This window comes from Serratia sp. UGAL515B_01 (assembly GCF_033095805.1).
In the GTDB taxonomy this organism is placed as follows: domain Bacteria; phylum Pseudomonadota; class Gammaproteobacteria; order Enterobacterales; family Enterobacteriaceae; genus Chania.
In genome coordinates this window covers 802356-828782 of record NZ_CP109901.1, presented here as the reverse complement: position 1 = coordinate 828782, position 26427 = coordinate 802356, and the positions used below count along the sequence as shown (strand labels likewise).

35 protein-coding genes are annotated in these 26427 nt (G+C 50.3%); 13 read left to right on the top strand and 22 right to left on the bottom strand.

What is annotated here, in order from left to right; all coding sequences use genetic code 11:
* Positions 1–24 precede the first annotated feature (24 nt).
* The 3 genes from gshB to ruvX all read left to right on the top strand — a co-directional run bounded on the left by gshB (position 25) and on the right by ruvX (position 2036).
* Positions 25–975, top strand: a complete 951-nt coding sequence (gene gshB, locus OK023_RS04020; protein ID WP_317695050.1) for a glutathione synthase — start codon at positions 25–27, stop codon at positions 973–975.
* A gap of 75 nt (positions 976–1050) precedes the next feature.
* Positions 1051–1614 (top strand): YqgE/AlgH family protein, encoded by a 564-nt coding sequence (locus tag OK023_RS04015; RefSeq protein WP_317697474.1) that lies wholly within the window; start codon positions 1051–1053, stop codon positions 1612–1614.
* Positions 1614–2036, top strand: coding sequence for a Holliday junction resolvase RuvX (gene ruvX / locus OK023_RS04010; protein ID WP_317695048.1), 423 nt, complete (start codon positions 1614–1616; stop codon positions 2034–2036). Before OK023_RS04015 ends, ruvX begins: the two co-directional genes overlap by 1 nt.
* Before the next feature lie 44 nt (positions 2037–2080).
* On the opposite strand, the gene OK023_RS04005 is transcribed toward ruvX, so the two are convergent.
* Positions 2081–3073 carry a type IV pilus twitching motility protein PilT gene (locus OK023_RS04005; protein ID WP_317695046.1) on the bottom strand — a complete coding sequence of 331 codons (993 nt, stop codon included), beginning with the start codon at positions 3071–3073 and terminating at the stop codon, positions 2081–2083.
* A gap of 20 nt (positions 3074–3093) precedes the next feature.
* On the opposite strand from OK023_RS04005, the gene OK023_RS04000 reads away from it, so the two are divergent.
* The 6 genes from OK023_RS04000 to hemW all read left to right on the top strand — a co-directional run bounded on the left by OK023_RS04000 (position 3094) and on the right by hemW (position 7473).
* Positions 3094–3798, top strand: a complete 705-nt coding sequence (locus tag OK023_RS04000; RefSeq protein WP_317695044.1) for a YggS family pyridoxal phosphate-dependent enzyme — start codon at positions 3094–3096, stop codon at positions 3796–3798.
* Positions 3799–3872: 74 nt separating this feature from the next.
* Entirely contained in the window at positions 3873–4694 is an 822-nt protein-coding gene (gene proC, locus OK023_RS03995; RefSeq protein ID WP_317695042.1) for a pyrroline-5-carboxylate reductase, read from the top strand.
* A gap of 182 nt (positions 4695–4876) precedes the next feature.
* Positions 4877–5431 (top strand): YggT family protein, encoded by a 555-nt coding sequence (locus tag OK023_RS03990; RefSeq protein ID WP_317695040.1) that lies wholly within the window; start codon positions 4877–4879, stop codon positions 5429–5431.
* On the top strand, positions 5428–5730 hold the full coding sequence (gene yggU / locus OK023_RS03985; protein WP_317695038.1) for a DUF167 family protein YggU: 303 nt from the start codon (positions 5428–5430) through the stop codon (positions 5728–5730). The genes OK023_RS03990 and yggU overlap by 4 nt, the downstream gene beginning before the upstream one ends.
* A 5-nt stretch (positions 5731–5735) precedes the next feature.
* On the top strand, positions 5736–6332 hold the full coding sequence (locus OK023_RS03980) for an XTP/dITP diphosphatase (RefSeq protein WP_317695036.1): 597 nt from the start codon (positions 5736–5738) through the stop codon (positions 6330–6332).
* Positions 6322–7473 carry a radical SAM family heme chaperone HemW gene (gene hemW, locus OK023_RS03975; protein ID WP_317695034.1) on the top strand — a complete coding sequence of 384 codons (1152 nt, stop codon included), beginning with the start codon at positions 6322–6324 and terminating at the stop codon, positions 7471–7473. The genes OK023_RS03980 and hemW overlap by 11 nt, the downstream gene beginning before the upstream one ends.
* A gap of 141 nt (positions 7474–7614) precedes the next feature.
* Here the strand turns inward: hemW and OK023_RS03970 are convergent, their stop codons facing one another.
* Together OK023_RS03970 and glsB are read right to left on the bottom strand one after the other, a co-directional pair.
* The gene (locus tag OK023_RS03970; RefSeq protein ID WP_317695032.1) at positions 7615–8331 is read right to left on the bottom strand and encodes a DUF2884 domain-containing protein; all 717 of its coding nucleotides are present in this window, start codon (positions 8329–8331) and stop codon (positions 7615–7617) included.
* A gap of 40 nt (positions 8332–8371) precedes the next feature.
* A complete protein-coding gene (gene glsB, locus OK023_RS03965) occupies positions 8372–9295 on the bottom strand; it encodes a glutaminase B (RefSeq protein ID WP_317695030.1) in 924 nt (307 codons plus the stop codon).
* Positions 9296–9721: 426 nt separating this feature from the next.
* Between glsB and OK023_RS03960 the strand changes: the two genes are divergently transcribed.
* From OK023_RS03960 to OK023_RS03945, 4 genes are all read left to right on the top strand, one after another.
* The gene (locus OK023_RS03960; RefSeq protein WP_317695028.1) at positions 9722–10822 is read left to right on the top strand and encodes a site-specific integrase; all 1101 of its coding nucleotides are present in this window, start codon (positions 9722–9724) and stop codon (positions 10820–10822) included.
* Positions 10823–10868: 46 nt separating this feature from the next.
* Positions 10869–11123, top strand: a complete 255-nt coding sequence (locus OK023_RS03955; protein WP_317695026.1) for a DinI-like family protein — start codon at positions 10869–10871, stop codon at positions 11121–11123.
* 2 nt (positions 11124–11125) lie between these two features.
* Positions 11126–11365 (top strand): DinI-like family protein, encoded by a 240-nt coding sequence (locus tag OK023_RS03950; RefSeq protein WP_317695024.1) that lies wholly within the window; start codon positions 11126–11128, stop codon positions 11363–11365.
* Between the two features lie 350 nt (positions 11366–11715).
* A complete protein-coding gene (locus OK023_RS03945; RefSeq protein WP_317695022.1) occupies positions 11716–11901 on the top strand; it encodes a hypothetical protein in 186 nt (61 codons plus the stop codon).
* Positions 11902–12186: 285 nt separating this feature from the next.
* On the opposite strand, the gene OK023_RS03940 is transcribed toward OK023_RS03945, so the two are convergent.
* The 19 genes from OK023_RS03940 to OK023_RS03850 all read right to left on the bottom strand — a co-directional run bounded on the left by OK023_RS03940 (position 12187) and on the right by OK023_RS03850 (position 26420).
* Positions 12187–12543, bottom strand: coding sequence for a tail fiber assembly protein (locus OK023_RS03940; protein WP_317695020.1), 357 nt, complete (start codon positions 12541–12543; stop codon positions 12187–12189).
* Positions 12543–13508, bottom strand: a complete 966-nt coding sequence (locus OK023_RS19150) for a hypothetical protein (protein ID WP_411569386.1) — start codon at positions 13506–13508, stop codon at positions 12543–12545. Before OK023_RS19150 ends, OK023_RS03940 begins: the two co-directional genes overlap by 1 nt.
* 2 nt (positions 13509–13510) lie before the next feature.
* Complete coding sequence (locus tag OK023_RS03930) at positions 13511–14089, bottom strand: YmfQ family protein (RefSeq protein ID WP_317695018.1); 579 nt, start codon at positions 14087–14089, stop codon at positions 13511–13513.
* Positions 14080–15138 carry a baseplate J/gp47 family protein gene (locus tag OK023_RS03925; RefSeq protein WP_317695016.1) on the bottom strand — a complete coding sequence of 353 codons (1059 nt, stop codon included), beginning with the start codon at positions 15136–15138 and terminating at the stop codon, positions 14080–14082. Before OK023_RS03925 ends, OK023_RS03930 begins: the two co-directional genes overlap by 10 nt.
* The gene (locus tag OK023_RS03920; protein ID WP_317695014.1) at positions 15131–15544 is read right to left on the bottom strand and encodes a phage GP46 family protein; all 414 of its coding nucleotides are present in this window, start codon (positions 15542–15544) and stop codon (positions 15131–15133) included. The genes OK023_RS03925 and OK023_RS03920 overlap by 8 nt, the downstream gene beginning before the upstream one ends.
* A complete protein-coding gene (locus tag OK023_RS03915; protein WP_317695012.1) occupies positions 15541–16113 on the bottom strand; it encodes a phage baseplate assembly protein V in 573 nt (190 codons plus the stop codon). Before OK023_RS03915 ends, OK023_RS03920 begins: the two co-directional genes overlap by 4 nt.
* Positions 16113–17195, bottom strand: a complete 1083-nt coding sequence (locus OK023_RS03910) for a phage baseplate assembly protein (RefSeq protein ID WP_317695010.1) — start codon at positions 17193–17195, stop codon at positions 16113–16115. The genes OK023_RS03915 and OK023_RS03910 overlap by 1 nt, the downstream gene beginning before the upstream one ends.
* The gene (locus tag OK023_RS03905; RefSeq protein WP_317695008.1) at positions 17192–18541 is read right to left on the bottom strand and encodes a DNA circularization N-terminal domain-containing protein; all 1350 of its coding nucleotides are present in this window, start codon (positions 18539–18541) and stop codon (positions 17192–17194) included. The genes OK023_RS03910 and OK023_RS03905 overlap by 4 nt, the downstream gene beginning before the upstream one ends.
* Positions 18542–18608: 67 nt before the next feature.
* Positions 18609–18974 carry a hypothetical protein gene (locus tag OK023_RS03900; protein WP_317695006.1) on the bottom strand — a complete coding sequence of 122 codons (366 nt, stop codon included), beginning with the start codon at positions 18972–18974 and terminating at the stop codon, positions 18609–18611.
* Between the two features lie 50 nt (positions 18975–19024).
* A complete protein-coding gene (locus OK023_RS03895) occupies positions 19025–20923 on the bottom strand; it encodes a phage tail tape measure protein (RefSeq protein WP_317695004.1) in 1899 nt (632 codons plus the stop codon).
* A 132-nt stretch (positions 20924–21055) separates the two neighbouring features.
* Positions 21056–21331, bottom strand: coding sequence for a phage tail assembly protein (locus OK023_RS03890; protein WP_317695002.1), 276 nt, complete (start codon positions 21329–21331; stop codon positions 21056–21058).
* Positions 21328–21693, bottom strand: coding sequence for a phage tail tube protein (locus OK023_RS03885; RefSeq protein WP_317695000.1), 366 nt, complete (start codon positions 21691–21693; stop codon positions 21328–21330). The genes OK023_RS03890 and OK023_RS03885 overlap by 4 nt, the downstream gene beginning before the upstream one ends.
* Positions 21693–23183, bottom strand: a complete 1491-nt coding sequence (locus OK023_RS03880; protein WP_317694998.1) for a phage tail sheath subtilisin-like domain-containing protein — start codon at positions 23181–23183, stop codon at positions 21693–21695. Before OK023_RS03880 ends, OK023_RS03885 begins: the two co-directional genes overlap by 1 nt.
* The gene (locus OK023_RS03875) at positions 23180–23362 is read right to left on the bottom strand and encodes a DUF2635 domain-containing protein (RefSeq protein WP_317694996.1); all 183 of its coding nucleotides are present in this window, start codon (positions 23360–23362) and stop codon (positions 23180–23182) included. Before OK023_RS03875 ends, OK023_RS03880 begins: the two co-directional genes overlap by 4 nt.
* 5 nt (positions 23363–23367) lie before the next feature.
* The gene (locus OK023_RS03870) at positions 23368–23913 is read right to left on the bottom strand and encodes a hypothetical protein (protein ID WP_317697472.1); all 546 of its coding nucleotides are present in this window, start codon (positions 23911–23913) and stop codon (positions 23368–23370) included.
* Positions 23910–24428: a hypothetical protein gene (locus OK023_RS03865; RefSeq protein WP_317694994.1), complete on the bottom strand. Its 519-nt coding sequence runs from the start codon at positions 24426–24428 to the stop codon at positions 23910–23912. Before OK023_RS03865 ends, OK023_RS03870 begins: the two co-directional genes overlap by 4 nt.
* Positions 24418–24813, bottom strand: a complete 396-nt coding sequence (locus tag OK023_RS03860) for a phage head closure protein (protein ID WP_317694992.1) — start codon at positions 24811–24813, stop codon at positions 24418–24420. Before OK023_RS03860 ends, OK023_RS03865 begins: the two co-directional genes overlap by 11 nt.
* The gene (locus OK023_RS03855; RefSeq protein WP_317694990.1) at positions 24810–25133 is read right to left on the bottom strand and encodes a head-tail connector protein; all 324 of its coding nucleotides are present in this window, start codon (positions 25131–25133) and stop codon (positions 24810–24812) included. The genes OK023_RS03860 and OK023_RS03855 overlap by 4 nt, the downstream gene beginning before the upstream one ends.
* A 75-nt stretch (positions 25134–25208) precedes the next feature.
* Positions 25209–26420 (bottom strand): phage major capsid protein, encoded by a 1212-nt coding sequence (locus OK023_RS03850; RefSeq protein WP_317694988.1) that lies wholly within the window; start codon positions 26418–26420, stop codon positions 25209–25211.
* Positions 26421–26427: the final 7 nt, after the last annotated feature.

Genomic DNA, 26427 nt, shown 5'->3' with positions numbered 1-26427 from the left:
TTTACAGGTTCGTAAGGAGAAGAGATGATTAAGCTTGGCATTGTGATGGACCCTATCGCATCCATCAATATCAAGAAAGATACCAGTTTCGCCATGCTGCTCGAAGCGCAGCGCCGTGGCTGGGAACTGCACTATATGGAGATGAACGATCTCTATCTGCATGCCGGTGATGGCCGTGCCCGTACCCGCCTGTTGAGCGTGAAAGAAGATAAAGAGAGCTGGTACACTTTTGGCAGTGAGCAAGACTTGGCATTGCAGGATCTGGATGTGATCCTGATGCGTAAGGATCCACCGTTTGACACTGAATATATTTATACAACTTATATTCTGGAGCGTGCGGAAATTAAAGGTACGCTGGTGGTCAATAAGCCGCAAAGCTTGCGCGACTGTAACGAAAAGCTGTTCACCGCCTGGTTCCCAGAACTGACACCAGACACTCTGGTCAGCCGCAGCGCAGCACATATCCGCAAGTTCCACCAGCAGCACGGCGATATTATCCTCAAGCCACTGGATGGCATGGGTGGCGCTTCTATTTTCCGCGTGAAGCAAGACGACCCGAACCTTTCGGTAATTATCGAAACCCTGACTGAGCACGGTAGCCGTTTCTGTATGGCACAAAACTTCCTGCCTGCCATCAAGGAAGGCGATAAACGTATTCTGGTGGTGGATGGTGAACCCGTACCTTACTGTCTGGCGCGTATTCCAGCACAAGGAGAAACCCGGGGTAATCTGGCTGCCGGTGGCCGTGGTGAAGCTCGCCCATTGAGTGAAAGCGACTGGAAAATCGCCCGAGCTGTCGCCCCAACGCTAAAAGATAAAGGGTTGATTTTTGTTGGTCTGGACGTGATCGGCGATCGCCTTACTGAAATTAACGTCACCAGTCCAACCTGCGCCCGTGAAATTGAAGCCGCTTTTCCGGTATCGATCACGGGTATGCTAATGGATGCGATTGAAAAACGTCTGGCTGCGAAGTAAGCAGACGCGCCCCCTCTCCTGCGGGAGAGGGAATCGGATTTGACCTCCCTACCAATGATAGCCTTGTATAACAATATGAATTTACAGCATCACTTCCTTATTGCCATGCCTGGAATGGAAGATCCACGCTTCAAGCGTTCGGTGATTTATGTTTGCGAACATACTGAAGATGGCGCTATGGGGCTTGTGATCAATAAACCTGTGGAACATTTCAACGTTGAGACGGTGTTGAGCAAACTCAAAATCGAGCCTTCGCCACGTGACTTGTCCATCAAACTGGATAAACCGGTGTTTGGTGGAGGCCCATTAGCCGACGATCGCGGTTTTATTTTGCATACCCCCAGAAAAGGGTTTGCTTCCAGTATCCTGATATCAACAGACGTCATGATTACTACATCAAAAGACGTGCTTGAAACGCTCGGCACGCCGGAACAACCGGGAGATGTTCTGGTTGCGCTAGGCTACGCAGGCTGGGGGCCCGGTCAACTGGAACAAGAAGTTCTGGAAAACGCTTGGCTAACCACTGAAGCGGATACCCATATTCTATTCCATACTCCCATCGCCAACCGCTGGTATGAAGCAGCAAAACGTCTAGGCATTGATATTCGTAGCATTGCCAACCATGCAGGGCACGCCTGATGAGCAACCGTACTATTATCGCCTTCGACTTTGGCACTAAAAGCATCGGTGTTGCGATCGGTCAGGAGATTACCGGCACCGCACGCGCACTCGCAGCCTTTAAAGCTCAGGATGGCACACCTGACTGGCAAAAAATCGAACGCCTGTTAAAAGAGTGGCAGCCAGACCTGATTGTGGTCGGTCTGCCACTGAATATGGACGGCACCGAGCAACCGTTAACTGAACGGGCACGCAAGTTTGCTAACCGCATCCATGGTCGTTTTGGCGTACAGATTGCCTTGCATGATGAGCGTCTGAGCACGGTAGAAGCCCGCTCACATTTGTTTGACCGTGGCGGTTTCCGCGCGCTTGATAAAGGCAGCGTCGATTCGGCTTCTGCGGTGGTTATTCTGGAAAGTTGGTTCGAACAACATCCGAGCTAACCGCCCATGCCAAACGACTGATTAAAAGTGAAAACAAAAGTGGCCTATAATATTCCCTGCGCCACCCGCTGCCTCAACCCTTGCTCAAAAGTTTGCATGCCCGACTGTGCCCCCGTCTGCAATACGCTGGCCAACTGATGCGTTTTTCCTTCACGGATCATGCTACTCACCGCAGACGTTGCAGTAAGGACCTCGTAAATAGCGGTCCGCCCACCGCCAGGTTTACTCAACAATTTCTGTGCAACAACTGCCTGCAAACTGTTTGCCAACTGTGCTCGAATATAAGGTTTTTCTTCGGCTGGGAAAACATCCACCAGCCGCTCTACCGCCTGGGGTGCACTGCGAGTATGCAGAGTGGCCAATACCAGGTGGCCGGTTTCTGCAGCCGTTAGCGCAAGCCGAATGGTGGTGGTATCACGCAGTTCTCCCAACAGGATCACGTCAGGATCTTCGCGCAATGCGGCCCGAAGGGCCTCATCGAAACTGTGGGTGTCTCTTCCCAGCTCACGTTGCTGAATCAGTGAGTGCTGGCTGCGATGGATAAATTCGATCGGATCTTCCAGCGTAAGAATATGGCGGCGCTGGTGCTGATTAATAAAATCGATCATTGCTGCCAGCGTGGTAGATTTTCCGCTGCCGGTAGCTCCGGTCACCAATATCAAGCCATCTTCTCGCTGCACAAGCAACGGAATGATCTCTGGAGCAGCCAATTCGGCCAACGTTGGGCACTGGCTGGTGATCCTGCGCAACGCCACCGAGATGCCCGCGTTCTGCAAGAAGAAATTGGCGCGTAGGCGTACCCCTTGTGCCATTACCAACGCCAAATCGAGTTGTCCGACCTGTCGCAACTGCTGCAACATACTCTGAGTCAACAATGAACTGCACCATGTGGTCATCTGCTGCTGCGAGACGACTTCCCCTTGTTCCACGGCCAGAAGTTCACCATCAATACGTAGCATCGGTAAATATCCGGTACAAAGATGCAGATCGGAAGCATTATGCTTTACACTAAGCGCCACAAATTCATCGATATCCATTTCAATCTCCCAGGTTAGCCATGAACACTATTCAACAAAGCCTGCAGAATGTCAGGAGTCGTATTGATGCGGCAGCTCAAGGCTGCGAGCGACTTCCAGAAGAGGTGGTATTGCTTGCAGTCAGCAAAACCAAACCTGTGGAAGCTATCGCAGAAGCCATCGCGGCTGGTCAGCGCGCCTTCGGCGAAAATTATGTGCAGGAAGGGGTGGATAAGATCCAGTATTTTGCCCAACGGCCAGAAGGTGCCGATTTGGAATGGCACTTTATTGGTCCGCTGCAATCCAACAAAAGCAAACTGGTGGCAGAGCATTTTGCCTGGTGTCATACCATCGACCGCCTGCGTATTGCACAACGGTTGAACGAGCAGCGCCCGTCAGGGCTGCCGCCACTCAACGTACTTATCCAGATAAACATTAGTGATGAGCAGAGCAAATCTGGCATTGTATTGAGCGAACTACCGGCGCTGGCTACAGCCGTTGCCGCATTGCCCAATATTACTTTGCGTGGGTTGATGGCGATTCCGGCACCAGAAGATGATTATCAGCGCCAATTGGTGGTGTTCCGCAAGATGCATGATGCTTTTCTGGCGCTTAAACATTGCTCCCCACAAGTAGATACGCTTTCGATGGGTATGACGGACGATATGGTTGCCGCAATAGCCGCAGGCAGCACCATGGTGCGTATCGGCACCGCAATTTTTGGCGCCCGTGACTACACCCAGTAAAATTCGAGTTACAGTTTGAAAGACGCTGGGTATAGTCGCAGGCTGACGGGAACAACCGAACAACGGGGAATTTAATGCAACACCGTAAAATTACCTTTATTGGTGCCGGTAATATGGCACGCGCGATCATTGCCGGGCTGGTTGCCGGTGGCTATCCCGCAAAATCGATTAGCGTCTGTGCACCATCGTCAAACAACCGTGATGCACTGGCCGCTGACTATGGAATCATCAGCAGCGCAGACAACGTTGCCTGTGCGCAGGAAGCTGAGGTTGTGGTCCTGGCAGTAAAACCCCAGTTGATGGCACAAGTCTGTCAACCGCTGCACGAGCAAGTCGATTTTTCCGGCAAGCTGGTGTTGTCGGTCGCCGCCGGTATTTTGGTCAGCCGCTTCTACCAAATGCTGGGGGAAGGATTAAATATAGTGCGCATTATGCCCAATACGCCCTCGCTGGTCGGTAAAGGGATGAGTGGATTGTATGCACCTCCGCAGATCGCCCAGCAGGATCGCGATTACACCAGCGACCTGATGAGTTCAGTGGGTAAAGTGTGTTGGGTAGATGACGAGAACGGTATTAACGGGGTCATCGCCGCCGCAGGGAGCGCACCAGCCTATTTTTTCCTGTTTATGGACGCCATGCAACAGGAAGCCGAACGGATGGGCTTTAGCAGCCACACTGCGCGGGAACTGGTTCAGCAGGCGGCAATCGGCGCTTCGGCACTGGCCGCCGCGAACCCGGACATTTCGTTGATGACGCTACGTGAGCAGGTCACTTCTAAAGGGGGAACCACCGCAGAGGCGCTGCGCGTATTCCAAGAACGGCAACTGCCAGAAACCGTTGCTAAAGCGATGCAGGCTGCTGTTTCCCGTGCAGAGGAAATGGAAAAATCGTTTTAACAGTACTTTAAATAATTCGAGTTGTAGAACAGCGCCATAAAATGGCGAGGCACAAAGATAGGCCAACTAACACAGCAAACGTACGTGCAACTTGAAGTATGACGAGTACATACCTACAAATTTCAGATTGCCGCCAAACAGGCTTAAACGGATAACAAGAGTTAAGTAAAAGGATAACTCACATGCTAACACTGACTTTTCTAGTCAAAACCGTTGTTGATATCTATGTGATGGTGCTATTACTGCGCATTTGGATGCAATTGACACGTACCGACTTTTATAACCCATTCTCACAGTTTGTGGTGAAAATCACCCAGCCGATCATCGGCCCGTTACGCCGTATAATTCCTCCAATGGGTCCAGTAGACAGTGCCTCTTTGCTGTTAGCGTTCCTGCTGATGACCATCAAATATCCGCTGTTATTACTGATCCAAGGGGGAGCTATATCACTCAGCCCTTATAATCTGTTGTTTGGTCTGCTCTCACTGATCAAGTCTGCCGGTTACCTGATCTTCTGGGTGATGATCATCCGAGCATTAATGAGCTGGATCAGTCAGGGCCGCAGCCCTATTGATTACGTGATGTATCAGCTAACCGAGCCGTTGATGGCCCCTATACGCCGGGTGATCCCAGCTATGGGCGGCATTGATTTCTCCGGTATGGTGGTGATTCTGATCCTGTATCTGCTCAACTACCTAGGGATGGATCTGTTTGGCGAGCTTTGGTTCCTGCTGTGAGTGCAGTAACCCGGATGTTGGACGGACTGTCTGTCAGACTTTATATCCAGCCCAAGGCCAGCCGTGATCAGATTATTGGCCTACATGGCGACGAAATAAAAGTCGCCATCACCGCCCCACCGGTTGACGGCCAGGCCAATGCCCATCTGATCAAATATATCGCCAAACAGTTCAAAGTGGCGAAAAGCAATGTGGTCATCGAGAAAGGTCAACTGGGGCGGCATAAACAGTTACGTATCATTGATCCGCAGCAGATCCCTGCCGTAATCGCAGCACTTATTGAGTCATATCCAAGGTAATCATCATGCAAAAAGTCGTTCTTGCTACCGGGAATCCCGGAAAAGTGCGTGAACTCGCCGATCTGCTGGCCGATTTTGGCCTCGATGTGATCGCACAAACCGATCTCGGCGTAGATTCCGCCGAAGAAACCGGCCTAACGTTTATTGAAAACGCCATTCTTAAAGCACGCCATGCGGCGCAGATCACCGGCCTGCCAGCTATTGCCGACGATTCAGGTCTGGCTGTCGATGCTTTGGGTGGCGCACCGGGGATCTACTCGGCTCGCTATGCTGGTGCGGATGCCAGCGACCAGCAGAATCTGGAAAAATTGCTGGTTGCGCTGCAAGATGTGCCGCAAGGCAAGCGCAACGCACAATTCCATTGCGTCCTAGTCTATATGCGCCATGCGGAAGACCCTACCCCGCTGGTATTCCACGGCAGTTGGGCAGGAGAAATCGCCTTTGCGTCAGCGGGCAATGGAGGTTTTGGTTACGACCCAATCTTCTACGTACCGGAATTGAATTGCACCGCAGCGGAATTGACTCGGGATGAGAAAAGTGCGGTATCACACCGTGGCAAAGCATTGAAGCTGATGTTGGAAGCAATGCGTAATGCCAGTTAATACCCTACAACTGCCACCGCTCAGTCTTTATATACATATTCCCTGGTGTGTGCAGAAATGCCCATACTGCGATTTCAACTCGCATGCCTTAAAGGGGGAAGTGCCTCACCAGGAATATGTTGACCATCTGCTCGCGGATCTTGATGCCGATCTGCCGCTCACCAGTGGTCGCGAAGTCTGCACCATCTTTATCGGCGGAGGTACGCCAAGCCTGTTAAGTGCTGAAGCCATGCAGTCACTGCTGGATGGTGTTCGAGCACGTATTCGCGTCAGCGATGACGCGGAGATCACTATGGAGGCTAATCCTGGTACCGTAGAGGCAGACCGCTTCAGCGGCTACCAGCGTGCAGGGGTGAACCGTATCTCGATTGGCGTGCAGAGCTTTAGTTCGGAGAAGTTAACTCGTCTTGGGCGTATTCACGGCCCAGATGAAGCCAAGCGAGCGGCACATCTGGCAAAGGGTCTGGGCTTACGCAGTTTTAATCTTGATCTGATGCACGGCCTGCCGGATCAATCACTGGAAGAAGCTCTGGACGATCTGCGCCAAGCCATAGCCCTTAGTCCCCCTCACCTGTCGTGGTATCAGCTCACCATTGAGCCTAATACCTTGTTCAGTTCGCGCCCGCCGGCGTTACCCGACGATGACGCATTATGGGATATCTTCCAACAAGGGCATCAGCTGTTGAGCGCAGCCGGTTACCAGCAGTATGAAACCTCAGCCTACGCCAAACCGGGTTATCAGTGTCAGCACAACCTGAACTACTGGCGCTTTGGTGATTATCTGGGGATTGGTTGCGGTGCACACGGTAAACTGACCTTTACCGATGGCCGCATTCTGCGTACCGCCAAGACCAAACACCCACGCGGCTATATGCGTGGTGAATACCTTGATACACAACACGAAGTCGCGGCACAAGACCGGCCTTTCGAATTCTTTATGAACCGTTTTCGCTTGTTGGAAGCGGCTCCGCGTCACGAGTTCACCCATTATACCGGACTGGATGAAAGCGTGATCCGCGCACCGCTGGACGAAGCATTGGCCAAAGGATATCTGGCTGAGTCAGCAGAATATTGGCAGATCACCGAGAAGGGGAAACTGTTCCTCAACTCTCTTCTGGAATTGTTCTTGCCGGATGAATAAAAACGTGGCTCAGTTTATTGAGCCACGTTTCACAAATAGTTTGGCTTGCTTGAATAGAGGATCACTCAGCCCATCACCTTTCCGCCTTGATGAGAGGTTTTTGGGTCTGCAACACCACCACGGACAATTGAGATACACCACCTAGTTCAAGGCGTTGAGCAGCGCTTTACGTTGGGTTTCCAGTGCCGTGACACGGTTACATACATCGCGGCCAAAGTTCTTGAAGTCTTTCTCCTGACTCTTCCACTCACTCTGGATCGCCTGCTGCAACCCCCCCAGATTACCCATAATCGCCTGTAGTGGATTCCCATTGCTGTTGGCAGCCTGCTTTAAACCCATTTCATTCAGGCTGTCCTGAAGCACGCCCCCCATGGTTTGCTGCACGATATTACGACTATCCTTTTCGACCTTTGCGATCGCTTGGTGATGAAATACCAGACCATCGGTGCGATGCTCAATGACACGATTCATCTGCTGTTTGAGCTGATCGTTGAGTGTGCTCAAGCGGTTACGCACATTGCTGCTACTCCCTAGTTGCTTAACGATAACGTTGTCCAATGCAACCCGGGCCTTTTCAAGATGGTGTTGTGCACCCTGATCGATCCAGGGCAACTCTTTACGCAAGGCACTCTGATAACTAAACGCCTTCTGGCGTTGGGTATCATTCAAGTTCACCGACAGCCCGTTACGCGTCACATCCCCGTCGGGAGAAATCTGCAGCTTACCGCTGGCACCGTTCACCTGAACGGTATGCGGGCTGATTATCACATCGTCTTGGGGTCTCACGCTGCACTGATACTCGGCATGAGCCTGCGTAGCAGCCAACAGCAGTAAAGCTAACCCGGTTCTCTTTAACATAATTTCTCCTGACTCGCTTCCAGCAATAATCGCGATGAGGTTAAAAAATCGAACGGCTAATGCGCTGAGACAACAGCTCTAACACTGCAGTTCCCGCTAATGAGTTACCGGACGCATCAAGTTCAGGCGACCAGACAGCAATCGACAGTTCACCAGGAACAATAGCGATAATGCCACCGCCAACTCCAGATTTTCCCGGCATTCCTACGCGGTAAGCGAACTCACCAGCCCCATCATACATGCCACTGGTCATCATCAATGCGTTAATCTGGCGTGCTTGCAGCGGGCTGATAATAACCTCACCGTTAAGCGTTCGCCCCTGATTGGCCAGATAAACAAAGCTGCGTGCGAGTTCAACGCAACTCATGCGCAATGCACAATAATGAAAATAGGTTTGCAGCACGGTCAGAACATCATTGTCAAAATTACCAAAGGATTTCATCAAATAGGCGATAGCGGCATTTCGATCGGAGTGCTCAAACTCGGAGCGCGCAACGCGGGTGTCGTACAGCAGGTCATCCTCCCCCGCCAACTGGCGTACCACTTCCAACATACGCTGTTTTGGCGCACTGAGCCGAGTCTGCAACATATCGCACACTACCAGCGCTCCGGGATTGATAAACGGATTACGCGGTTTACCCTGTTCCATTTCCAACTGCAACAACGAGTTGAAAGGTAAACCGGAAGGCTCTTTCCCTACCCGTTGCCAGATCTCACTCTCCTGATAGCGAGTCAGTGCCAGAGTCAAGCTCAGCACTTTGGAGATAGACTGAATGGAGAAGCGCTGAGTAGCATCACCCGCCTGAAACAGGTTGCCATCCACGGTACAGATGGCAATTGCTAGACGATCGACCTCAACTTCCGCCAGCGCAGGAATATAATCTGCGATCTTGCCCTTCCCAACCAGTGGGCGCACCTGTTGAAGAATTTCCTCCAACAACGCGTTATCTAATGTTGTTATCACCGGGGTTCACTCCAGATAAAACAAAGGTGCCATTAAGGCACCCCAGACTGCTGACAAAGTCCATTATTAGGGGAAGCGTGGCGATGGGGTCGTAACGGCGTAAGCCGTCGGAGCGCCCCTCGGTGCGCTAGGTCCGGGTATCTCAGACTTGAAGGCGGCTTTGTCATCAATCTCAGATGCCATTAAGGCACCCTTCAACACTTACCCACGCACCCCATAGCGATCAGTCCCACCAGATATCGAACAGATTAGTAAGTTAATAAACGGGTGATTGTGTGCTATCACAGGCACAGAGCCCTTTATACTTAATTCATAGCTTGGTTTGTTCTGGTGTATTTAGCAACTAAATAGTGTATTTTCGCTTTGTCAGCACCCCACGGAGCACCCCATTCTTATGGTGACCCGGAAACCGACAAAGGGATCAAGATGGCCTACTATAGCATAGAAAAAAGACAGCGTGCCGATGGTACAACACGCTACCGCTGCACAGTTGGCGTTAAGCAAGGCGGTAAATACATTTACCGAGAAAGTAAAACATTCGGACGTCACCAGCTTGCGAAAACATGGGGAGCTAATAGGGTTACCCAAATAGAAACCGATGGGGTTCCAGGATCAACTGATAAGTCAAATAACATTACGGTCGGTGATTTGCTCAACAAATACATCAACGACCCAGCGCTAGGGGGTAAGGTTGGCAGGACAAAGGGTTATGTCCTCAACATGCTAATGGACTGCGATATAGCAAAAATTAAACTGCTTGATCTACAGGATCACCACATCATTGAACACTGCCGAGATCGTGCAGCGGCAGGTGCAGGGCCGGCAACAGTATCACAGGATTTAAGCTACCTTTCCGCAGTGCTTTCCAGCGCAAAACCTATTTACGGGATCGATTACACACGCAACCCCGCAAAAGACGCAAGGCCGTCAGCGTTAAGCATGGGATTAATTGGTAAGTCACAGCGCAGAAGCAGAAGACCTGCCAGTGAAGAACTAGAATTAATCTTCGCTGCACTTAGAGAAAGGTCTGCAAGCCGATACTCAACTATTCCCTATGAAGACATACTGAATTTCTCCATCCTTTCATGTATGCGAATTAGCGAGGTATGCCGCATTCGGTGGGATGACGTAGATAAAGAACAGAGGGCCGTTCTGGTTAGAGATCGTAAAGATCCAAGGAAAAAAGTAGGCAATCACATGATGGTGCCATTACTTGGTGAAGCCTGGGAAATCGTTCAACGACAACCAAAAAATAATGAACTGGTTTTCCCTTATAACTCAAAATCTGTAGGTTCTGGATTTTCACGTGTAAGAGATCGGCTAGGTATAAAGGACTTACGCTATCACGACATGCGCAGAGAGGCAGCTAGCAGGCTGTTTGAGGCAGGTTTCAGTATTGAGGAAGTCGCCCAGGTGACAGGTCACCGCAATCTTAATATTTTATGGCAGGTTTACACCGAACTTTATCCAAAATCGCTACATGAAAAATTCGACGCTTTGCAAAAATCCAAGTTGAACGCAGAATAATTTAACTGTATAAATAAACAGTATTCAACCAAGCGAGGATACTGCTATGCGCATCACTCTAAGCATAGATACAAAGAACCCTGCTTTTCCAAAAGATAGCCTTACCATTGTTCAGAACGAACTAAACAGACGAGTAAGCAAAAAACTACCTGGTGCTGAAGCTGTGGTGAAGTCTTCCTCCATTAGCGACCTCAAATGCGATGACATGAAAGAAGCTCAACAAAAAATAGCCAGGGCGTTAGTTGAAGAAATGTTCGAAGAAGCTGACCAGTGGCTGGTTACTGATATTTGGAGGCACTAACTATGCTGTACGTTGAAGTGACTATCGACAAGAAAAAGAAACTGCCTGCAGGTGTGGCTTCTGCTCTAGCTGTGGAACTGAACAAGCGGCTACAACGTAAATTCCCAGACGTCGAGGCTACCGTTCGACTTGCTGGCGGTGATGGCTTATCGGTACGCGGTAGTTCCACCGCTGACAGGGAAGTGATCGAGGGGATGCTACAGGAAACGTGGGAAAGTGCTGATGATTGGTTTCAAGTCTGACATACAACAACAGGTTCTGTTGCATTAAGATAATTTCGGTTAAAATGCTTTTTATTATGGTAATAAAAACGGAAAAGCCGTGTGTTCATGGTTAGGGAAATTGAATCGCCCATTTTTTGAGGCTCCTAACCATGAACGGGTACTTTTGTCTTGTACAATCTGTTAAAATTTCAACCATCGAAAATTGCACATGCTGAGCGCACAAGCGAGATCCCAACGGGATAATGCACACGGCATCACAAAAAAGCATGTTGCCTGTGCAAGCCTTAATGCGACACAGACCAATTGCACTCATAATATGAAACTTATACTTTTTATGACTTTAAAAGGAGTTAATAGAGGATGCGCAAGTGAAATTTCTATTAGTAATAATGATACCGCTTGCAACGGTTAGCTGTGGAGGAACATTTTTTCCTGAAAAACCAGAAGCATGGGAAAACGGACGATGCTATAAAAAAGCTAGCGATACTACTTGCAAACGGGTTACTGATACCATGGAAGATAACGATTGGGATTTTCTAAAGACTATAAAATAATGAAGTGGTCAACGAAAATTAGCCACGGCTTTAGAGTTTTCCCGATACAATCGCTCTGATTCATTAGGTGTTAATCCCCCATATACTGGTGGGGTCTAAGCTGTATTTTCCGCCACTTTGCATAGGCCCCCCAGACGGAAGTGGCGGTTTTTTCCCAAATGCAGTGCATAACAACAACCTCACCAGCCAACTTTACCGCCACATCCCACTGCACGTGGCGTTTTTTCATCTGAACCTAAACGGACGTCACGCAGCAGGAATCGGGCAGCGTTAATTATGTTTTCATTACTCCGGCGCTACTGGCCATTCGATGTCTGGTGCTTTTTCGATATCAACGCGACTTAGAGCCAGACGATACCTCTTCCAGTTGATTAACTCCTTTTTGTTAGCATCGGTTGCCACGCTTAGGTCTAAAGCGTCCTGCCGCCACGCGATTTCGTATGTTGCTATTGTAAATCGCTGTGTTTTTTCAGCAGCAGCAAAAGCCATGAGCTGGCCTTTTGACGGTGGAGGATTTGCGAGTATTTTTGCTTCCTCCTCGCTAATCTGAATCATGCCGGGTTTTATGTAGTCATCTTGGCTACCGTCTGCTGTATACGCATAAACAGCGTTCTGCTCGTCTTTGTAATATTTGTAGTCCATCAATAAAGCTCCAGAAGGGTGTAGTTAGAAGTGGCCAAAGGTTTATAGCTGTATGTTTGTCCGGGTGGAACGATAACGCTGATAAAACGATGCTCACCTGCAGTGTTTGAGCCGGCGGAAAATTCGATGCCCTGAACGACGATGCTTGACGCATAAAGGCCCAGGGGAACATTTCGGACGCACATTGCTACCATTATCGGTCTGCTGCTATTGTTAGAGTAACTCGAGCCTACAGCTCTTGATGCCGTTACATCATGCCAAAGCTGGTACAAACCAAGGCTTGCGTTTTGACCAAGTGCATCTGTGATAGCTTTTTGGCTCATTATCGCACTAGTGCTGGCTCCTGTTGCTTGAGAAAGCCCGGTGACTCTAGATGCGGGAACCGAGCCAGCCGTCATGACGCCAGCACCGTCGAATCCCCAGATCAAGCCAAAATCGACAGAGTAGGCACCAGAAATGTTGGAGTTATTAATCAGAAAACAAAGGTTTTTATTTGGATTAAAAACGTAAGACTCGATCTGTGAACTGGAAAAAATAGCGCTATCTGCGTAATTTCCTTTCGGCTGCTTTGTTGCCAGTGCATCGGTGATTGCTTTTTGACTCATGATTGCTGACGTGCTGGCACCGGTTGTTTGAGAGAGTGGACCAACAAGCACGTCAGTCAACCCAAGGTTTGTTCTAGCAGCGGCAACAGCATCAGTACCAGCAGCTTTTATCTCTGACAGGTTATTGCTAGACCGCAAAAATAACTTATTCAGCGCTGTCATAAGCTGGTTTTTTACCCCCTTGATCAGGGTCATTCCTGCGTTTTCAACAACCCCGGCGATCTCTTCCTGGACAGTATCAAAATAATCATCGTCAAGCTGAGTTGCTGGCACGCCTGTTTGCGGGTTACCACGTGTAAAGCCGTTCTTGCCTGCTCCAAATTTATCTTTTTGGGCAGTCGGTGTATCAATCCGATGCATAGTTACTCCGGGTAGTTAAAGGTTACATAAGTATGTGAGGGACAAAGCTTGTTGATTACACATTCCGCCACCGTATCACCCCACGCTTTCAGGCTTTCCGTGCAGGATGACATGCACGTCATGGTTGTAACTTGCGTTGTGTTTGGCATGTTGACTTGCCACCAGAAGCGCCATTCGTCCGAATAAAGAGAGTCCATACACGTTGATGTGCAGCGAAAAACATCGGTTTCGAACTGCGTGATCGTCGCGCCCTCATAGCCGAGGGCATACAACTGAGCGAGATAAAAATCCTTACTGATACCGCCCATAATGTTGATCTTGGCGTCCAGTCGCTGCTGCCGCTGCGCCAATGTCTGAGCGCCATCAGGGGCGCATGCATCAGGTAACCCGGTTAGTCGTTCGTAGCGGTCGATAAGCTCTTGAGTTGTGCGCGGATCTATCTCAATCATCAAGTCGTCGCCGCGTTGATGCACGCGATGTAGGGACGGAGCCAGCCCGAGCAACAACGGATCCTCTCCGTCCCATGCAGGGCCACGCGGGAGCAGATTCTTAAGTAAACTCTCGTAGTCCTCTAGCTCCATGTAACCTCCCCGACAACGGGCAATTCTGTTGAGGCAAGGACTACATCATCTGTCGGGCTTATCAGCGTGTGATTAAACTCACCGGTTGCAATGCTGATTGCCTCGGAAATGCGAGAATGCTCTAACGTTCCACCTGGCGTGCCATCGCGGAAAAACATGGCGCGTAACTCTGCCACCACGGCATAACGAACCGCGGGCGTATCCGGCGTGATGCGAATACGAAAGGGCACCACTTTAGCGATCGGCGGAAAGGTGTAGAGGCTTGAGCCTGCAACGGGTGCAAGCGGTAAAATATGCTCACGAACAGCATCAACCACCGTACCATCAGGGATCGGGTTTTCAAGGTTGCTATTGGCAACCATTACCCCCACAGTGCCTGCCCCCATCCAATGGCGATACGTCCATGCGCGAGTAACGCCGGGTACCTCTTTGGCCCACACGATGTAATCGCTATCGGCACCACCCTGGGGGGTGTAGTACCAACGCTCTATAATCCGTGCTCGCCACTCTTCGATAGGCTCAACGTCAGCGCCGCCATCGATGCCATCAGCAACGGCAGCGGACGGCAAGCCACTTACCGGCTGCGTCAGGATCATACTGATGCCGTCATCGGTATTACCTGCTATCCCGGTCGATGAACAGACCACTGGCGCAAGCAAGACGCCAGCAGCAGATGTAGCATCTGCCGTTGTGGTGTACTCCCGCAAATCATCACGTTGAATAACCATGCCAGCGGGTACCGTGATACCGTCCGTCACTCCCTCCCAGCGGACAAATCCAGAGGCCGCTGAAGGCGCTTTCCGAGGGCAGCGCTTCATGTTGCCGTGCCTTACCAGCCAATCTTCGTCACAAAGATCGGGTAGCAGATTACGCGCAAGATAGTCGATGTAACCGTACAGCGTATGAACTGCTGCTGCCTGCACGCGGCTGTACACTTCCGAGTCGGCACGGCGTAAGACGGCATCATTTTGAAATCGGTAATTGAGGTCGCTGCGGATTTGGGTGATTAACTGCGGAAGGGTTGGGCGGTTAAATCCGCTATCAGCCATCGGACGCACTCCATAAGTCGGTTAATGTGATCCGGTGATCTGCACCACCGGCACGGTATAGTGTTATCTCTGCCGTAATCGTGTCAGTACCGCTGCGCTGAACGTTGATCGCTGAGTCGGTGATCACCCCATCATCAAGCATCCAAGCCAGCGCCTGAGTGATATAGCCACGCGCTAACTCGATAGTTTTACTTGTGATCTTTTCACGCCGGAGCAAGTAAAGACGGGAGCCGATCCGGTCATTCTGCACGGTTGGATATGTGTCGCCCCACCACCCCATTGGGTGAACAGTGTCATCATCAGGGTCAGCACGACGCCAGGTAAATAAAGAGATAATGACAGAGCGCGTTAACGGATCGGTTGGAGCATGAACGGCCTGCTGCTTACCATTGACTATCAGGATCATGGTTGCCCCATCTTCTGTATCGGTACGCCGGTTATTGGGTCGCCGTGCGTGTGAGTATGTCCGTTGTATGTGACACGGATCGCTGCAACCGTGCCGGTTTTATCTCGAACATCCGCACCAGACTCAACATTGCCGGTGGCCACAATCTTGCCAGACGTCTCAACAAGTGGCGTGTTTAGTGTCACCTTCGTTTCGGCATTAACAATAAACTCCTTGGTCGTAATCTCGACCTGATTGCCGCGTTTAAGGATAATGCTGTCGCCTTCATCGCTGTAAATCGCCACCTCGCCGCTTTTCAGCCCTGCAATGCGATAACGGCGATCGGCAACAACAAGCACTACGCCATGCGAGTGATCGCCATCAGGAAACGCCGCAAAGACTTCTGCCCCAAGATGTGGCGAGCTGGTAAAACCGTAAGGCTCTAAGTGTTCGATGCTGTCCTTCGGTTCGTCGGCTATCATCTGGATCTGTAGCATCTGGCTTTTGCTGGTGCTGTCAGTGCGCCGCACAACACCGCGCACAATTAAATTTGACAAGCTGCGTTGTAAGCCGCTAAACAGTCTGCTCATCAGAAATCGTCCTCTTCATCGACTTTTTTACGCGCCGCTTTTTGATTAGGCGGCTTAGGAAGATAAGCATCAGGTGGCCCGATCCGTAACTGCGTTGTGGTGCCCTGTCCACTCTTGCTGTAGGTCACTTCCGCGATCAGCATGTCACGGTTAGTAAAACCGAGTACGGGATCGTAAACCGTCACAAGCTGGTTAGGCTCCCACAGCTTGCCGTTGCCTTGCCGCCAGCCCTGCACGGTATAGGTAACTTCGTCGGTTCTTGCCGCTCGGCGCAACATCTCAAACTGACTGCGCTCAATGACCGATCCGCCAGTAGCATTACCGGCTTGCTTGATCACCATAGGTCGGTAGCGACTCACACCACCATCGACGGTTTTAGCCCTGATCGCTGACGTGGTGACCTCACCAAAGTCATCATCATTACCAGCCCTTTGCCCAGCCACTTGATACTCGGAAAAGCGCTCTTTAATGCTCTGCTCGGTATCGCAGCTGATAATATTCTCACCAAGCACCAAGGCCGTGACACAATGAGAAGCACCCACAGGCCCGATGACCAACTCACCGGCTGGGTTGTCGTATGCCAACACTTGCTGCAGGCCCATCATCTTGTCGAGCACATCAATCACGGTTTCACCGTAATCCACCTGCAGGCCGACAACGGGGGTATTGTCTATGCCAGCATTCACCACCGACACGCCAAACGGCTTTGCCAATTGCTCGGCAATCTGCGTAAATGTCCGGCCCGTAAACTGCGTTGTCATGGCTGAACAGTCGATCAGGTCGGCGGTTTTACTGCGTCCAACGATGCCCACAGACACGCTGCGAGCGTCATACCGCACAGGGGTAGCATCGATGTAGCCGGTGATAACCAGATCGGTACCAATCAATACCGTGACGGGGTCACCCTTCTTAATTTTCGGCTGTAAATTGCCGACATCTTCTGAGCCTGGCCACTGGCGGGTTATCTCGATATTGAAGTCACGCGCCAAGCGTTCAATGCCTGCTGATATTGAAACAGACGTCCAGCCGCCCCACTCGCGACCCCCGACTCGCAATGTCACATTATTGTTTTCGTCGCTCATCGTACTGGCACCTTTAACGTTACAACCGGCACAAAGCCGGGGTGTATGATTGGATTGCGACCTAAAATATCGCGCTCTCGCCCTGACGAGTCGTACCAATCAGCAGCCAACACTAACGCGGGCAAAACATCGGTAGGCGTGAGCAATGCGGTTTTTTCTGTCTGTTCCAGACGCTGGCTAATGTCTCGGTTAACATCAGCACGAACAGTATTAAGTGCCAGAAAAAGCCTATCATCAGTGACACGTAACAGCTCATGATCGAGGGCGTTGTTAAGCGTGTCGCGGATCTCCGTCAATGTGTCGTAGCTTAATGGTGGTTCGGTCACTGCGCCGTCATCAAGGGATGTTACGGCTGGGTGTGTGAGCAGCGGCAATCTCACCGGCTGTGTGTCCGTGCCGGTTTCCGGGCGTTGCGGTAATCGTGCTTGCGTGATGGTATTGCCTGTCTGCGCAAGAAGTGGCTGGGGCAGGCTGGAAACACTACGAGCAGCTTCAGCTAATGCAGTTGTGCGCATAGCCTGAGCAATCGCGTTAGTCTGTGCGGTCTGAATTTGTGTGGTTTTACTGTCTGTTTTCCACACGCCTCGCGGGGCAAGATTGCGATCAACGGTAAAGCCGGTTAACCCCTTTATCTTGCTGATAACATCCCCGCTATTTCTGAATAGCGCATTACCCGAACGCCACATACGCTGCAGTCGGTTAGTAAAATCCATGCCCGAACTAGGGGGCATGAGCAGCACAGACATGTCACCGTCGAGCAATCGCCCGGCATCACCCATCGCTGAGTTCACACCATCGAGCGCTTTAATGGCGATCCCCGTCATGTCATGGGCATTTTCAAGCACGCCGTTTTGCAGAAAATCCGGCAAGCCATCTAGGCCAAAAGATTTACCGAAGGCGTCAGAAGCACTGTCAGTCATCGCATCGGTAGAAGAAATCAGCTTCTGTCCGGTTGCTACGCCCGATGTAGGAAAGGAAAGCTCACCGGCTTCGACGAATGCAAAACTGATCGTACACATCCGCCCATCTGATGAGCTATGACTAACAGTAACTTCACCATCGATGCATACGTTAAGCTCGCCGTACTGTGGATGTATCAGCTTACCGGGGCCACCCTGGTTAATCGCGGCAATGAGCTGATCGCGCTGTGCCTGATAATCATCACCGATCACATATGCCGATATTCTATCGCGGCGCGTGACTCGCCCCAGATCCTCGGAATAGGGTTTGTCGCGGTTGGGGTATTCGTGGGTTTGCGTTCTGCGGCCTACTGTGGCCTCGTCATCTTTCGTCTTAAAAGGTACGCCGCGAAAAGACGCGGGTAATAACTTGTCTTTCCAGCTCATGGTTACCACCAATAAAAAACCCACCGAAAGGTGGGTTATATTTTAAATATTACAATGGGTTAAAAAATTACCATTTCAGTGAATTATTGCTAGCTTTAATATTCTCGTCGTACATCATGTTTATCATGGCATAATTACACATATTAACTTCGCTGCTGCAGTAATCTTTAATAACGCGATCCATTACTTTCCTGTTTGTTGCTTTGGTAGCTAGTTTAAATGCGTTTAGATTTTCATCCTCCATCATACGCAGCATGGTATCTTGGCACATGTCTACAGTATCATTACAATAATCACGCTTAACTGTAGATTTGATATACTCTATCACTTCATTTTTTTGAGCCTCAGACCCATCAAAATCCATTGGGTTAATAAATTTAGCACTAACAGAAAACGCTAATAAAAAAAGTGATGCAGCTATTATTTTTTGCATGTCACAGTCCAGATGTATTATTAAAATGTTAAGATTTCCACATAAAACACCTACCTATTTGCAAACCGATTATAGCCAACATCTGTTGTTATGCCAAGATTAGGAGAGCCAGCCACGGCGCTCACAACATTCATTCCAGGCGGCGCGTTATCGAATTTAACGGTTATTTCACCATTAAGCTGCTGCCCTTTTCCTGCAAGGATTGATGCCTTATCTTCGGATCTAAATAAACTCTTGAGCTTAGAATAAACAACTGAGTCCTTATCTATTATTGAACCACCGGATTTTGCATGTTCGGCAATTAACTCAGCATCAGACTTTCCATTTCTTTCGCTTTCCCATTTATTTTTTCTGGCGTCTACATTTTTCTTTAAATCCATGAAAGGCTCATAGAGACTGATAAGAACTCCAATAGCCACAGACTTACCCGCGAAGGATAACAGCGTTTTTAGTGAGCGATTCAGAAGGATTAATACCGCGTTGCTTTTACCCATGCCAGAAATAAAAGACAAAGCAAAAGCCCCTGCCGCAAAAACAGCAACAGCCTGCATGATATTTTCCATTCCACCGAATAGCTCTACAATGGGTTTTATTTTATCCCATATCGCTTTAAATACCGGGCCGACTTTATCCCAATTGGCGACAATCAAACCACCAGCAGCAATCAGCACAGCAAGCAACCTGCCAAGCGGTGACATCTTTGTGACAAAACTCATAAAGGCAACGGCTTTGGTAACAGCTGTGACACTGACCGCTACTCCCATCAGATACACACCCAGCTTGAGTGTGGTTTTGATAAGCTCGGGGTTCTCTTTTATCAAGTTACGAATACTGACAAGGTAAGGTGTCAGTTTTTTTGTTCCACTAACGATTGTGGGAAGGAATAAATCACCGATAGATATTGCAGCCGCATTCACCTGCCCCTTAAGCAAGATAAGTGCATTAGCCGTTGTAGCTGCTCTAGATGCGTATTCCTTCTGCATTGAGCCATTGTATTGCTGGGCATCTGAAACTTTATTGAAGTTGACCTTCAAAAGATCAAGGTTAGTCAGTAATGGGGCAATAGCACCCAATGACTCCTTACCAAAAAGAGCCGTCATCACTGCCGCTTGCTTGGCTTTAGGTACCTTAGCCATCGACTCAAGAACCCTGATCATGGTACCTTTTGCATCTTTTTGCATGTCGGCGGCTAGAGTTTTGGGATTTATCTTTAACGCTTTGAGTGCTTTTTTCTGTGACGCTGTTGCAGCTCCGCCTGCTGTCAATGACAACATGAAATTCTTGATCCCTGTTGAGGCAATCTCTGACTCCACCCCCATACCGGCAATGGTTGCACCCATAGCCGCAATCTCCCCAGACGCCACGCCTGCAACTTCACCTAATGGCCCAATTCTAGTGACAATATCCGATATTTTCGCAGCATTGGCGGGGCCGGTATTGCCAAGATAGTTAACCTTATCAGCGAGCGTTATCACTTCATCTTGCGTCATTTTAAACGCCGTGCGCCACTGCGCCATCATCTGCCCTGATTGCTCTGCTGTCTGATCGAAGGCAATCCCCATTTTTACTGCACCTTCAGCAAACTTGAGCAGCTCGTCACGCGCAATACCCGCCTGACCACCAGCGGCAACAATTTCCCCGATCCCATTAGCAGCCATCGGTAGCTTTGTAGATAGATCCAGCACATCATCAGCCATCTTTTTAAATTGCTGATTACTATCAAAATCAACAACCTTTTTAACATCAGCCATCGTCGATTCAAAATCGATAGCTGATTTAATTGGCATCGCAAACGCCGCCGCAATGCCAGCGCCAACTACACCAGCGGAACTGATAACATCCTTGAACTCCCCCTTAAACTTACGCAGATCCTTCTGCATCGTCGTAAGTTGTGGCGATAGCTTGTTAACGCCGGTGATGATCGCCTTTAGTTGAAAGCTATCAGCCATTATTTATCTCCGAATTGATTCGCTCTGCCTGCTCTTCAAGCTCCACTATCTTGGAGAGCGGACAGGACATCAGCGTTAAAGGGTTAATGCGCCAGAAATAGGCAATGTTATAAACTCGAGTAGTAAAGTTTTTTACACTGCCGACGCCGTAAAAAAACTAACAATCGACATCGAGGCGGTCATGATGTCTTTCGGGGTCATTTGTTTTGCCGAGGAAGGCGGTATTCCTGCCAAGATCGGCAGGTAACGCAGCGTGGACTTGAGATCCATCTTAACTTCTCCGTCCTCCGTAATGGTGAACGGGATACCACAGGATGCCATTTCGTCATAAGTTGGCTCACGTAGCGTCAACTCTATGATCGGCTCACCCGAAACGGTGATTTCTCTGGTTAATGTGATTTTTGTCATTGATAGAACCCTTCTTCTGCGTGGAATTCGAGATCAGCCGTGCCTTCTTCAGCGTTGTGGTTTGCCTCGCCATTCAACCAGGCCTCAGAAAGGACGTAGACCTGACCATTGGCCAGCTCGGCGGTGATCGTCATTGAGTCGGACGAGACCAGCTTACTGATCGGGAAATCACCCGGCACCTTAAACGTGCCTTTGATATACGCCGCGCGGTGGGTTTCTTTGTAATGCACAGAACCATCCATACCCACCACATCTTCTTTTACCGCTGTATTCATAGGTACTTCTATGCCGCCGGTTAGCGACAATTGCTGACCGTCGATCTTGAAATAACAGGTACCCCCGATACGCTTGTTTCTGGCCATTAAACGGACTCCTCTTGGTACTGCAGGCGGAATTGATTAAGCAGAGCAAACACACGCAACTGATTGACGTAATCAGGTGGGAACAGCACATCAAGGCGGTTCGGGTCGTCCGCGTTGCGCTCCACGATCAAGTATTGAGCGAACAGATCGAAGTTTTCGACGATCGCGCTTCGCTCCAGTTGACGATAAACGGCAAGGATTTCACCACGGATCACGGATGGCGTAACAATGGCCTGACCTGGCCCGAATCGGGTACCGTCATTCGCCAATTTGTGCCGACCGTATTTACTGGTGATCACCGACTTCAAGCGGCGCAACACATAGGCGCTGGTGTGCAACGTTTCGCTATCCAGAAAGCTGTTATCGGCATTGCCGTAAGCATTCTTCTGATAAGTCGTGATGTCTCGCTGAATGCGCACCACGCCGCCCTCGCTGTATGCCGTGGCGATACCATGAGTTAACAGGGATTGCTGCTCGGTAAGAATGAAACGCTCACCCGCCGGGGCTGGCAGGGCACCATTCAGCAAACCGGTTTGCGTTGGTCTGGCTGGGTCGTTACGGATAAATACCGCATTACGAGCAGTGCGAGCCGCGACCAGCTCATCGGTGGAAATCTGTACGCCTGGCTCGTATCCGGCAATAGTCAGATGCGGATCGTTAAACGTGGAGCCGAACGCCACTAAATCAGACAACACCCCAATTTTTGCGGTGTAAACGTGACCATAAAGCTGACGTGACCACGACCAGCGCCCAGTGTCGTCGTTCATTTCCGTGCCAATTACGGACAGAGATGCAGAATCACTGAATGGGAAGCCGATAAAATCAAACATTTCATCGCCCATCGCGGCAATCGTCGCCGACAAATCAGGGGAACCCGCGCCACCCGCGATTGGCGAAATCGCCACATTCACCCCGGCTGGGTTTTGCTCACCTCCCACGGTGCCGCGATAGTTCATCACTACGGGGATGCCATTGCCGGTGAGTCCGTTATTTTTTGCCGTCAGCGTCACAACACCGTCGATCGCTTCAGCGGTAACCGGTAAATCAGGCAGCGCATTGATAGCTGCTGCAACAGTGGTACCAATGATCGCTGGCGTATCCAATGCTGTAACCATTGCCTGCACTCGCGTAGAGCCGATATAGATCGACAACGCGCCTGCTGCCTGAGCTGAACCGGTGATTGTCAACGTGCCGGTTGCTGGCGTTCCCGCCGGCTCTGGTGTAGCAATCACCCACAACTCACCAAACGGATCTACAGCACGATAGGCCGAAACCATTCGCGCAAGCTGGCTACCGCGCCCTGCGATCTGTCCAGCCAATCCGGCGCTCGGCATGATAACCAGCTTGTTAGGCTCGATGATGCTACCTGCCAATGCGTGAGCAATGAGTAACGCAGGGCCGCTATCTTGTATCGTGTTTGCCGCGCTGTTATCCATTTCGGCAGAAAACAGCGGTACCCTCAAATCATTTGGGATAGTGTTAAAATTCATTGTTTTTTAGCCTTTTGTTCGGGTTTCTGGACGGGCGTTGTGTCCTTCAGCACCACTTCACCGGAGACCAAACGACGATGCCAATAGATAGTGTCGGCAACGTTTCTGCCTTCTTTTGGCAAAAAGTCGCCCTTGACCGGATCAGGCACTGACCGGCCATTGCAGGGGATCACATACATAGGGATTACTCGTCTAGTGGGATTCTTAACTTGTGCTCGATATCGCCATCGGGCTTCATGAAATCAACATCAACCGCCACAAGCGCCAGCTCTTCAAGTTGCTGTAGGTCATCCCAATGTTGGGTATCCTCAGCAGCGATGTCGGTTTTGGCTGAGAAGTCGAACTGGTAGTAAAGGTGGGCACGATTCATATCCAGCAAATTACCGCCGTCATATTGAATGGGGTCGTAATCTTCAAGCTCCCAGCCAAGCAGAGCCTTCCACAGTTCAGCCCTAACATCATGAACAACGTCAAACGCTGCCGCCTGCCCACGCTGATCTTGCGTATTGTCCATGATAACAATTACTGCAAAGCCTTCTGTCAGCTCTTGCCAGTAGTCAGTTTGTGATTTCTGCTCACTGACGTTGTCATCAAGCGGGATAACCCAGGCAGATGGCAACTTCATTTTTGCAGTATCGGGAATGGGTTTATATTCTGCCGCACCAGAAATACGCCCCTCAAATGACGGGCAGCGCAACCGGAGAGCTGAAATAATCAATGACAGTTTCATTTTTTGACGGGCCTCACTGAGCTTTGAAGCGCCTCGAATAGCACGCGCTGAATCCATGCCTGCTTATTGAGTAACGCCTGCTCCATAAAGTTTTTTCTCGGGGCAATTTTCCACCCATCGCCCCCCGATGCCCCTTTTTTGTGGCTTTTTCCGCGCTTGGCACCTCTTCGGACGCCGTACCACAAGAAAGCAGGATAGAAATCACCCTCAATCAGCCGATTCCCTTTGCCGCCTTTCTGGTTCGGAGCAATTTTAGCCATGAAGCCTGGGCGGTTTGCGGTCGCTGTAGGAACGCGATAGCCAATGGATTTTGCCAGCCGCCCCGTTCTGAAGCCCGGCGCTTCCCCTGCCTTTGATATTGCCCTGCGAGCAACGAGGCGGCGAGATTCAGCCATCACCTTCTGCCCCACGGTTACAAATGCACGGCGCACCCTGGCTTTGTTGAATGTGATTTCTGGTGCTTTATCAAAATCGACGTGTAGATACAGGCCGCTGCTTGAGTTCTCAATTCCCACTATCGCCCCCTATCGCCTCAACGGTGCCCAACTCCTCAGCACTAATAACCAAAAAGCGCCGCTCGTCATTCAGATCTTTGGCACCTTTGATGCGGTAAACCATACCCTCGATCACGACTTCATCATCCGTGGTCACACCGCGTCGGTACCGGATAATGATTCGATGAGTGATCGCCGCGTCAACCTGCATCGAGTCAATGCGTACTGAATCCCCGACCGCTGCCAGCTTTGCCCAGGTGCTGAATGTGTTGTGGTATACTGTATCAACCCCCATATGCCCGGAGCCTGGCACATCTTCGCGCGTACGGAATTGCGCTCGGCGGTTAAGCTCGCCGGGTTCTGGCGCTCGATATGTTGCCGTGACCTCTGTCAATCGTCTTTTCATAGTGGGATAAATCGATAAGGACTAACTAGCCAATGAAAACCCATTGGCACCTCTGTCTGCTCAAAATCGGTGACAGTCTTTCGATTTTCGTAGTAATGGGAAGCCAGCAATAGCATCCCCATCTTTATGTCATCGGGTAGACGTAATCCACATGGATCATCTTGAGGTATTACCGCATCACAAGGATAAAGTGTCCGATTGATATAGGTTTCCGTACGCTTTTGTACCGCATTACCAATAAACTCAAGCAACTCATCCTCTTCGGTAAAATCAGAATCCAAGCGCAATTGAGCCTTGATTTCAGCAAGCGTTAAGATCATGACTCTCTCCAGTGCCCACCATTTGATGGGCATAAAAAAACCGCCGAAGCGGTGCAGGGAATACGTAAATAATGTTTATTTACCGGTCAGCGCCTTGATCGCTGATGCATCCTCCAGCACACAATCGAAACGATGGAAGGCAAGGAACGCGGTCTGATCGTACTCAGCAAAACGTTCAACCAGGCGTTTCAGCGTCATATAAGTGATGCGGCGCAGAATGAAGCGGTCGAAGTCACCACAGTAAATAAACTTTTTACCGGTTGCCATGCTATCGATCGCCTGGTCGATAACATACTGCATCCCCAGCACTGACGCTGGCGCCACACCGACAATATCCGGCAACCACAACGGGCGTTTATTACCGTCTACCAGTTCCGTGAGTGTTTTCAGTGTGGAATCGTTGAAGGCCAACCGGAATTTAGGCCCGTTACGGTAGGCTGGATCAATACTATGTTTAAGGGTATTCACATCCGTCCAATCCAGCGTGAGCGCCTTGGCCGCCACAGTGCCGGTAACACAGACCTCAAGCCCTTTGGGCTGTACTGGGGTACCTGCGCCGGTGCCTTTGACGATGTATTTTGCCTCACCGCGACCGATACGTTGAGCAATGCGTCCTGCCAGATAGGCTTCAATATCAACACCGCTATCCTGCAACAGTTCGTTAGATACGCGAATGATTTTAGAGCTGAGTTTTTTAGCCCCCAAAATCGCGGTACCGAATTCAACATCCTGCTCTGAGGCTGCGGTGTTCTCACCCAGCAACTCCCCTTCCTCCGCCGTACCGTCAGAGGTTGACCAGGTAATATCCTGCCCGTTGGATGAGTTTAGGATTTGCGCCACGCTGGCAATGCCACCGTAAGCTTTCATCGCATCAACGATTTTAGCCAGCATTTGGGTCGGGACGGTATAACCCCCTTTTTCATCAGGAGAAGTGCCCTGTGCGCGGAGTTCACGCACAGCAGCGCGTTCTTCAGCCGTCAGTTCGCCAAAGCCCTGGCGCAAGAATTTATCAAACGCTGCCGCACGTCGTTCCTGCTGTTGAAGCTCTGGATTTTTATTCAACTGTTGACGCTGTTCCTGCTCAGTGTCCTCTACAAAGGTCTGATCCAAGGCGCGAAGCTCCTCTTCACGAGCGATCTGCTCATCAATCTTGGTCAGCTCATCCTTGGCCTTGTTCCACTCGGTACGCTGCTCTTCCGTCCAGGCGTTATCCCCGATCTTGTCATTCAGAGCACGCATGTCGGTCGCGATGGTGTTACGTTTTTGCTTCAATTCGTGCAATTTCATGGTGGTT

What these genes read in the sequence shown, in the direction of transcription:
- gshB (WP_317695050.1), top strand. Translation starts at nt 25, where the DNA reads ATGATTAAGCTTGGCATTGTGATGGACCCTATCGCATCCATCAATATC.
- OK023_RS04015 (WP_317697474.1), top strand. Translation starts at nt 1,051, where the DNA reads ATGAATTTACAGCATCACTTCCTTATTGCCATGCCTGGAATGGAAGAT.
- ruvX (WP_317695048.1), top strand. Translation starts at nt 1,614, where the DNA reads ATGAGCAACCGTACTATTATCGCCTTCGACTTTGGCACTAAAAGCATC.
- OK023_RS04005 (WP_317695046.1), bottom strand. Translation starts at nt 3,073, where the DNA reads ATGGATATCGATGAATTTGTGGCGCTTAGTGTAAAGCATAATGCTTCC.
- OK023_RS04000 (WP_317695044.1), top strand. Translation starts at nt 3,094, where the DNA reads ATGAACACTATTCAACAAAGCCTGCAGAATGTCAGGAGTCGTATTGAT.
- proC (WP_317695042.1), top strand. Translation starts at nt 3,873, where the DNA reads ATGCAACACCGTAAAATTACCTTTATTGGTGCCGGTAATATGGCACGC.
- OK023_RS03990 (WP_317695040.1), top strand. Translation starts at nt 4,877, where the DNA reads ATGCTAACACTGACTTTTCTAGTCAAAACCGTTGTTGATATCTATGTG.
- OK023_RS03980 (WP_317695036.1), top strand. Translation starts at nt 5,736, where the DNA reads ATGCAAAAAGTCGTTCTTGCTACCGGGAATCCCGGAAAAGTGCGTGAA.
- hemW (WP_317695034.1), top strand. Translation starts at nt 6,322, where the DNA reads ATGCCAGTTAATACCCTACAACTGCCACCGCTCAGTCTTTATATACAT.
- OK023_RS03970 (WP_317695032.1), bottom strand. Translation starts at nt 8,331, where the DNA reads ATGTTAAAGAGAACCGGGTTAGCTTTACTGCTGTTGGCTGCTACGCAG.
- OK023_RS03960 (WP_317695028.1), top strand. Translation starts at nt 9,722, where the DNA reads ATGGCCTACTATAGCATAGAAAAAAGACAGCGTGCCGATGGTACAACA.
- OK023_RS03955 (WP_317695026.1), top strand. Translation starts at nt 10,869, where the DNA reads ATGCGCATCACTCTAAGCATAGATACAAAGAACCCTGCTTTTCCAAAA.
- OK023_RS03950 (WP_317695024.1), top strand. Translation starts at nt 11,126, where the DNA reads ATGCTGTACGTTGAAGTGACTATCGACAAGAAAAAGAAACTGCCTGCA.
- OK023_RS03940 (WP_317695020.1), bottom strand. Translation starts at nt 12,543, where the DNA reads ATGGACTACAAATATTACAAAGACGAGCAGAACGCTGTTTATGCGTAT.
- OK023_RS19150 (WP_411569386.1), bottom strand. Translation starts at nt 13,508, where the DNA reads ATGCATCGGATTGATACACCGACTGCCCAAAAAGATAAATTTGGAGCA.
- OK023_RS03930 (WP_317695018.1), bottom strand. Translation starts at nt 14,089, where the DNA reads ATGGAGCTAGAGGACTACGAGAGTTTACTTAAGAATCTGCTCCCGCGT.
- OK023_RS03925 (WP_317695016.1), bottom strand. Translation starts at nt 15,138, where the DNA reads ATGGCTGATAGCGGATTTAACCGCCCAACCCTTCCGCAGTTAATCACC.
- OK023_RS03920 (WP_317695014.1), bottom strand. Translation starts at nt 15,544, where the DNA reads ATGATCCTGATAGTCAATGGTAAGCAGCAGGCCGTTCATGCTCCAACC.
- OK023_RS03915 (WP_317695012.1), bottom strand. Translation starts at nt 16,113, where the DNA reads ATGAGCAGACTGTTTAGCGGCTTACAACGCAGCTTGTCAAATTTAATT.
- OK023_RS03910 (WP_317695010.1), bottom strand. Translation starts at nt 17,195, where the DNA reads ATGAGCGACGAAAACAATAATGTGACATTGCGAGTCGGGGGTCGCGAG.
- OK023_RS03905 (WP_317695008.1), bottom strand. Translation starts at nt 18,541, where the DNA reads ATGAGCTGGAAAGACAAGTTATTACCCGCGTCTTTTCGCGGCGTACCT.
- OK023_RS03900 (WP_317695006.1), bottom strand. Translation starts at nt 18,974, where the DNA reads ATGCAAAAAATAATAGCTGCATCACTTTTTTTATTAGCGTTTTCTGTT.
- OK023_RS03895 (WP_317695004.1), bottom strand. Translation starts at nt 20,923, where the DNA reads ATGGCTGATAGCTTTCAACTAAAGGCGATCATCACCGGCGTTAACAAG.
- OK023_RS03890 (WP_317695002.1), bottom strand. Translation starts at nt 21,331, where the DNA reads ATGACAAAAATCACATTAACCAGAGAAATCACCGTTTCGGGTGAGCCG.
- OK023_RS03885 (WP_317695000.1), bottom strand. Translation starts at nt 21,693, where the DNA reads ATGGCCAGAAACAAGCGTATCGGGGGTACCTGTTATTTCAAGATCGAC.
- OK023_RS03880 (WP_317694998.1), bottom strand. Translation starts at nt 23,183, where the DNA reads ATGAATTTTAACACTATCCCAAATGATTTGAGGGTACCGCTGTTTTCT.
- OK023_RS03875 (WP_317694996.1), bottom strand. Translation starts at nt 23,362, where the DNA reads ATGTATGTGATCCCCTGCAATGGCCGGTCAGTGCCTGATCCGGTCAAG.
- OK023_RS03870 (WP_317697472.1), bottom strand. Translation starts at nt 23,913, where the DNA reads ATGAAACTGTCATTGATTATTTCAGCTCTCCGGTTGCGCTGCCCGTCA.
- OK023_RS03860 (WP_317694992.1), bottom strand. Translation starts at nt 24,813, where the DNA reads ATGAAAAGACGATTGACAGAGGTCACGGCAACATATCGAGCGCCAGAA.
- OK023_RS03855 (WP_317694990.1), bottom strand. Translation starts at nt 25,133, where the DNA reads ATGATCTTAACGCTTGCTGAAATCAAGGCTCAATTGCGCTTGGATTCT.
- OK023_RS03850 (WP_317694988.1), bottom strand. Translation starts at nt 26,420, where the DNA reads ATGAAATTGCACGAATTGAAGCAAAAACGTAACACCATCGCGACCGAC.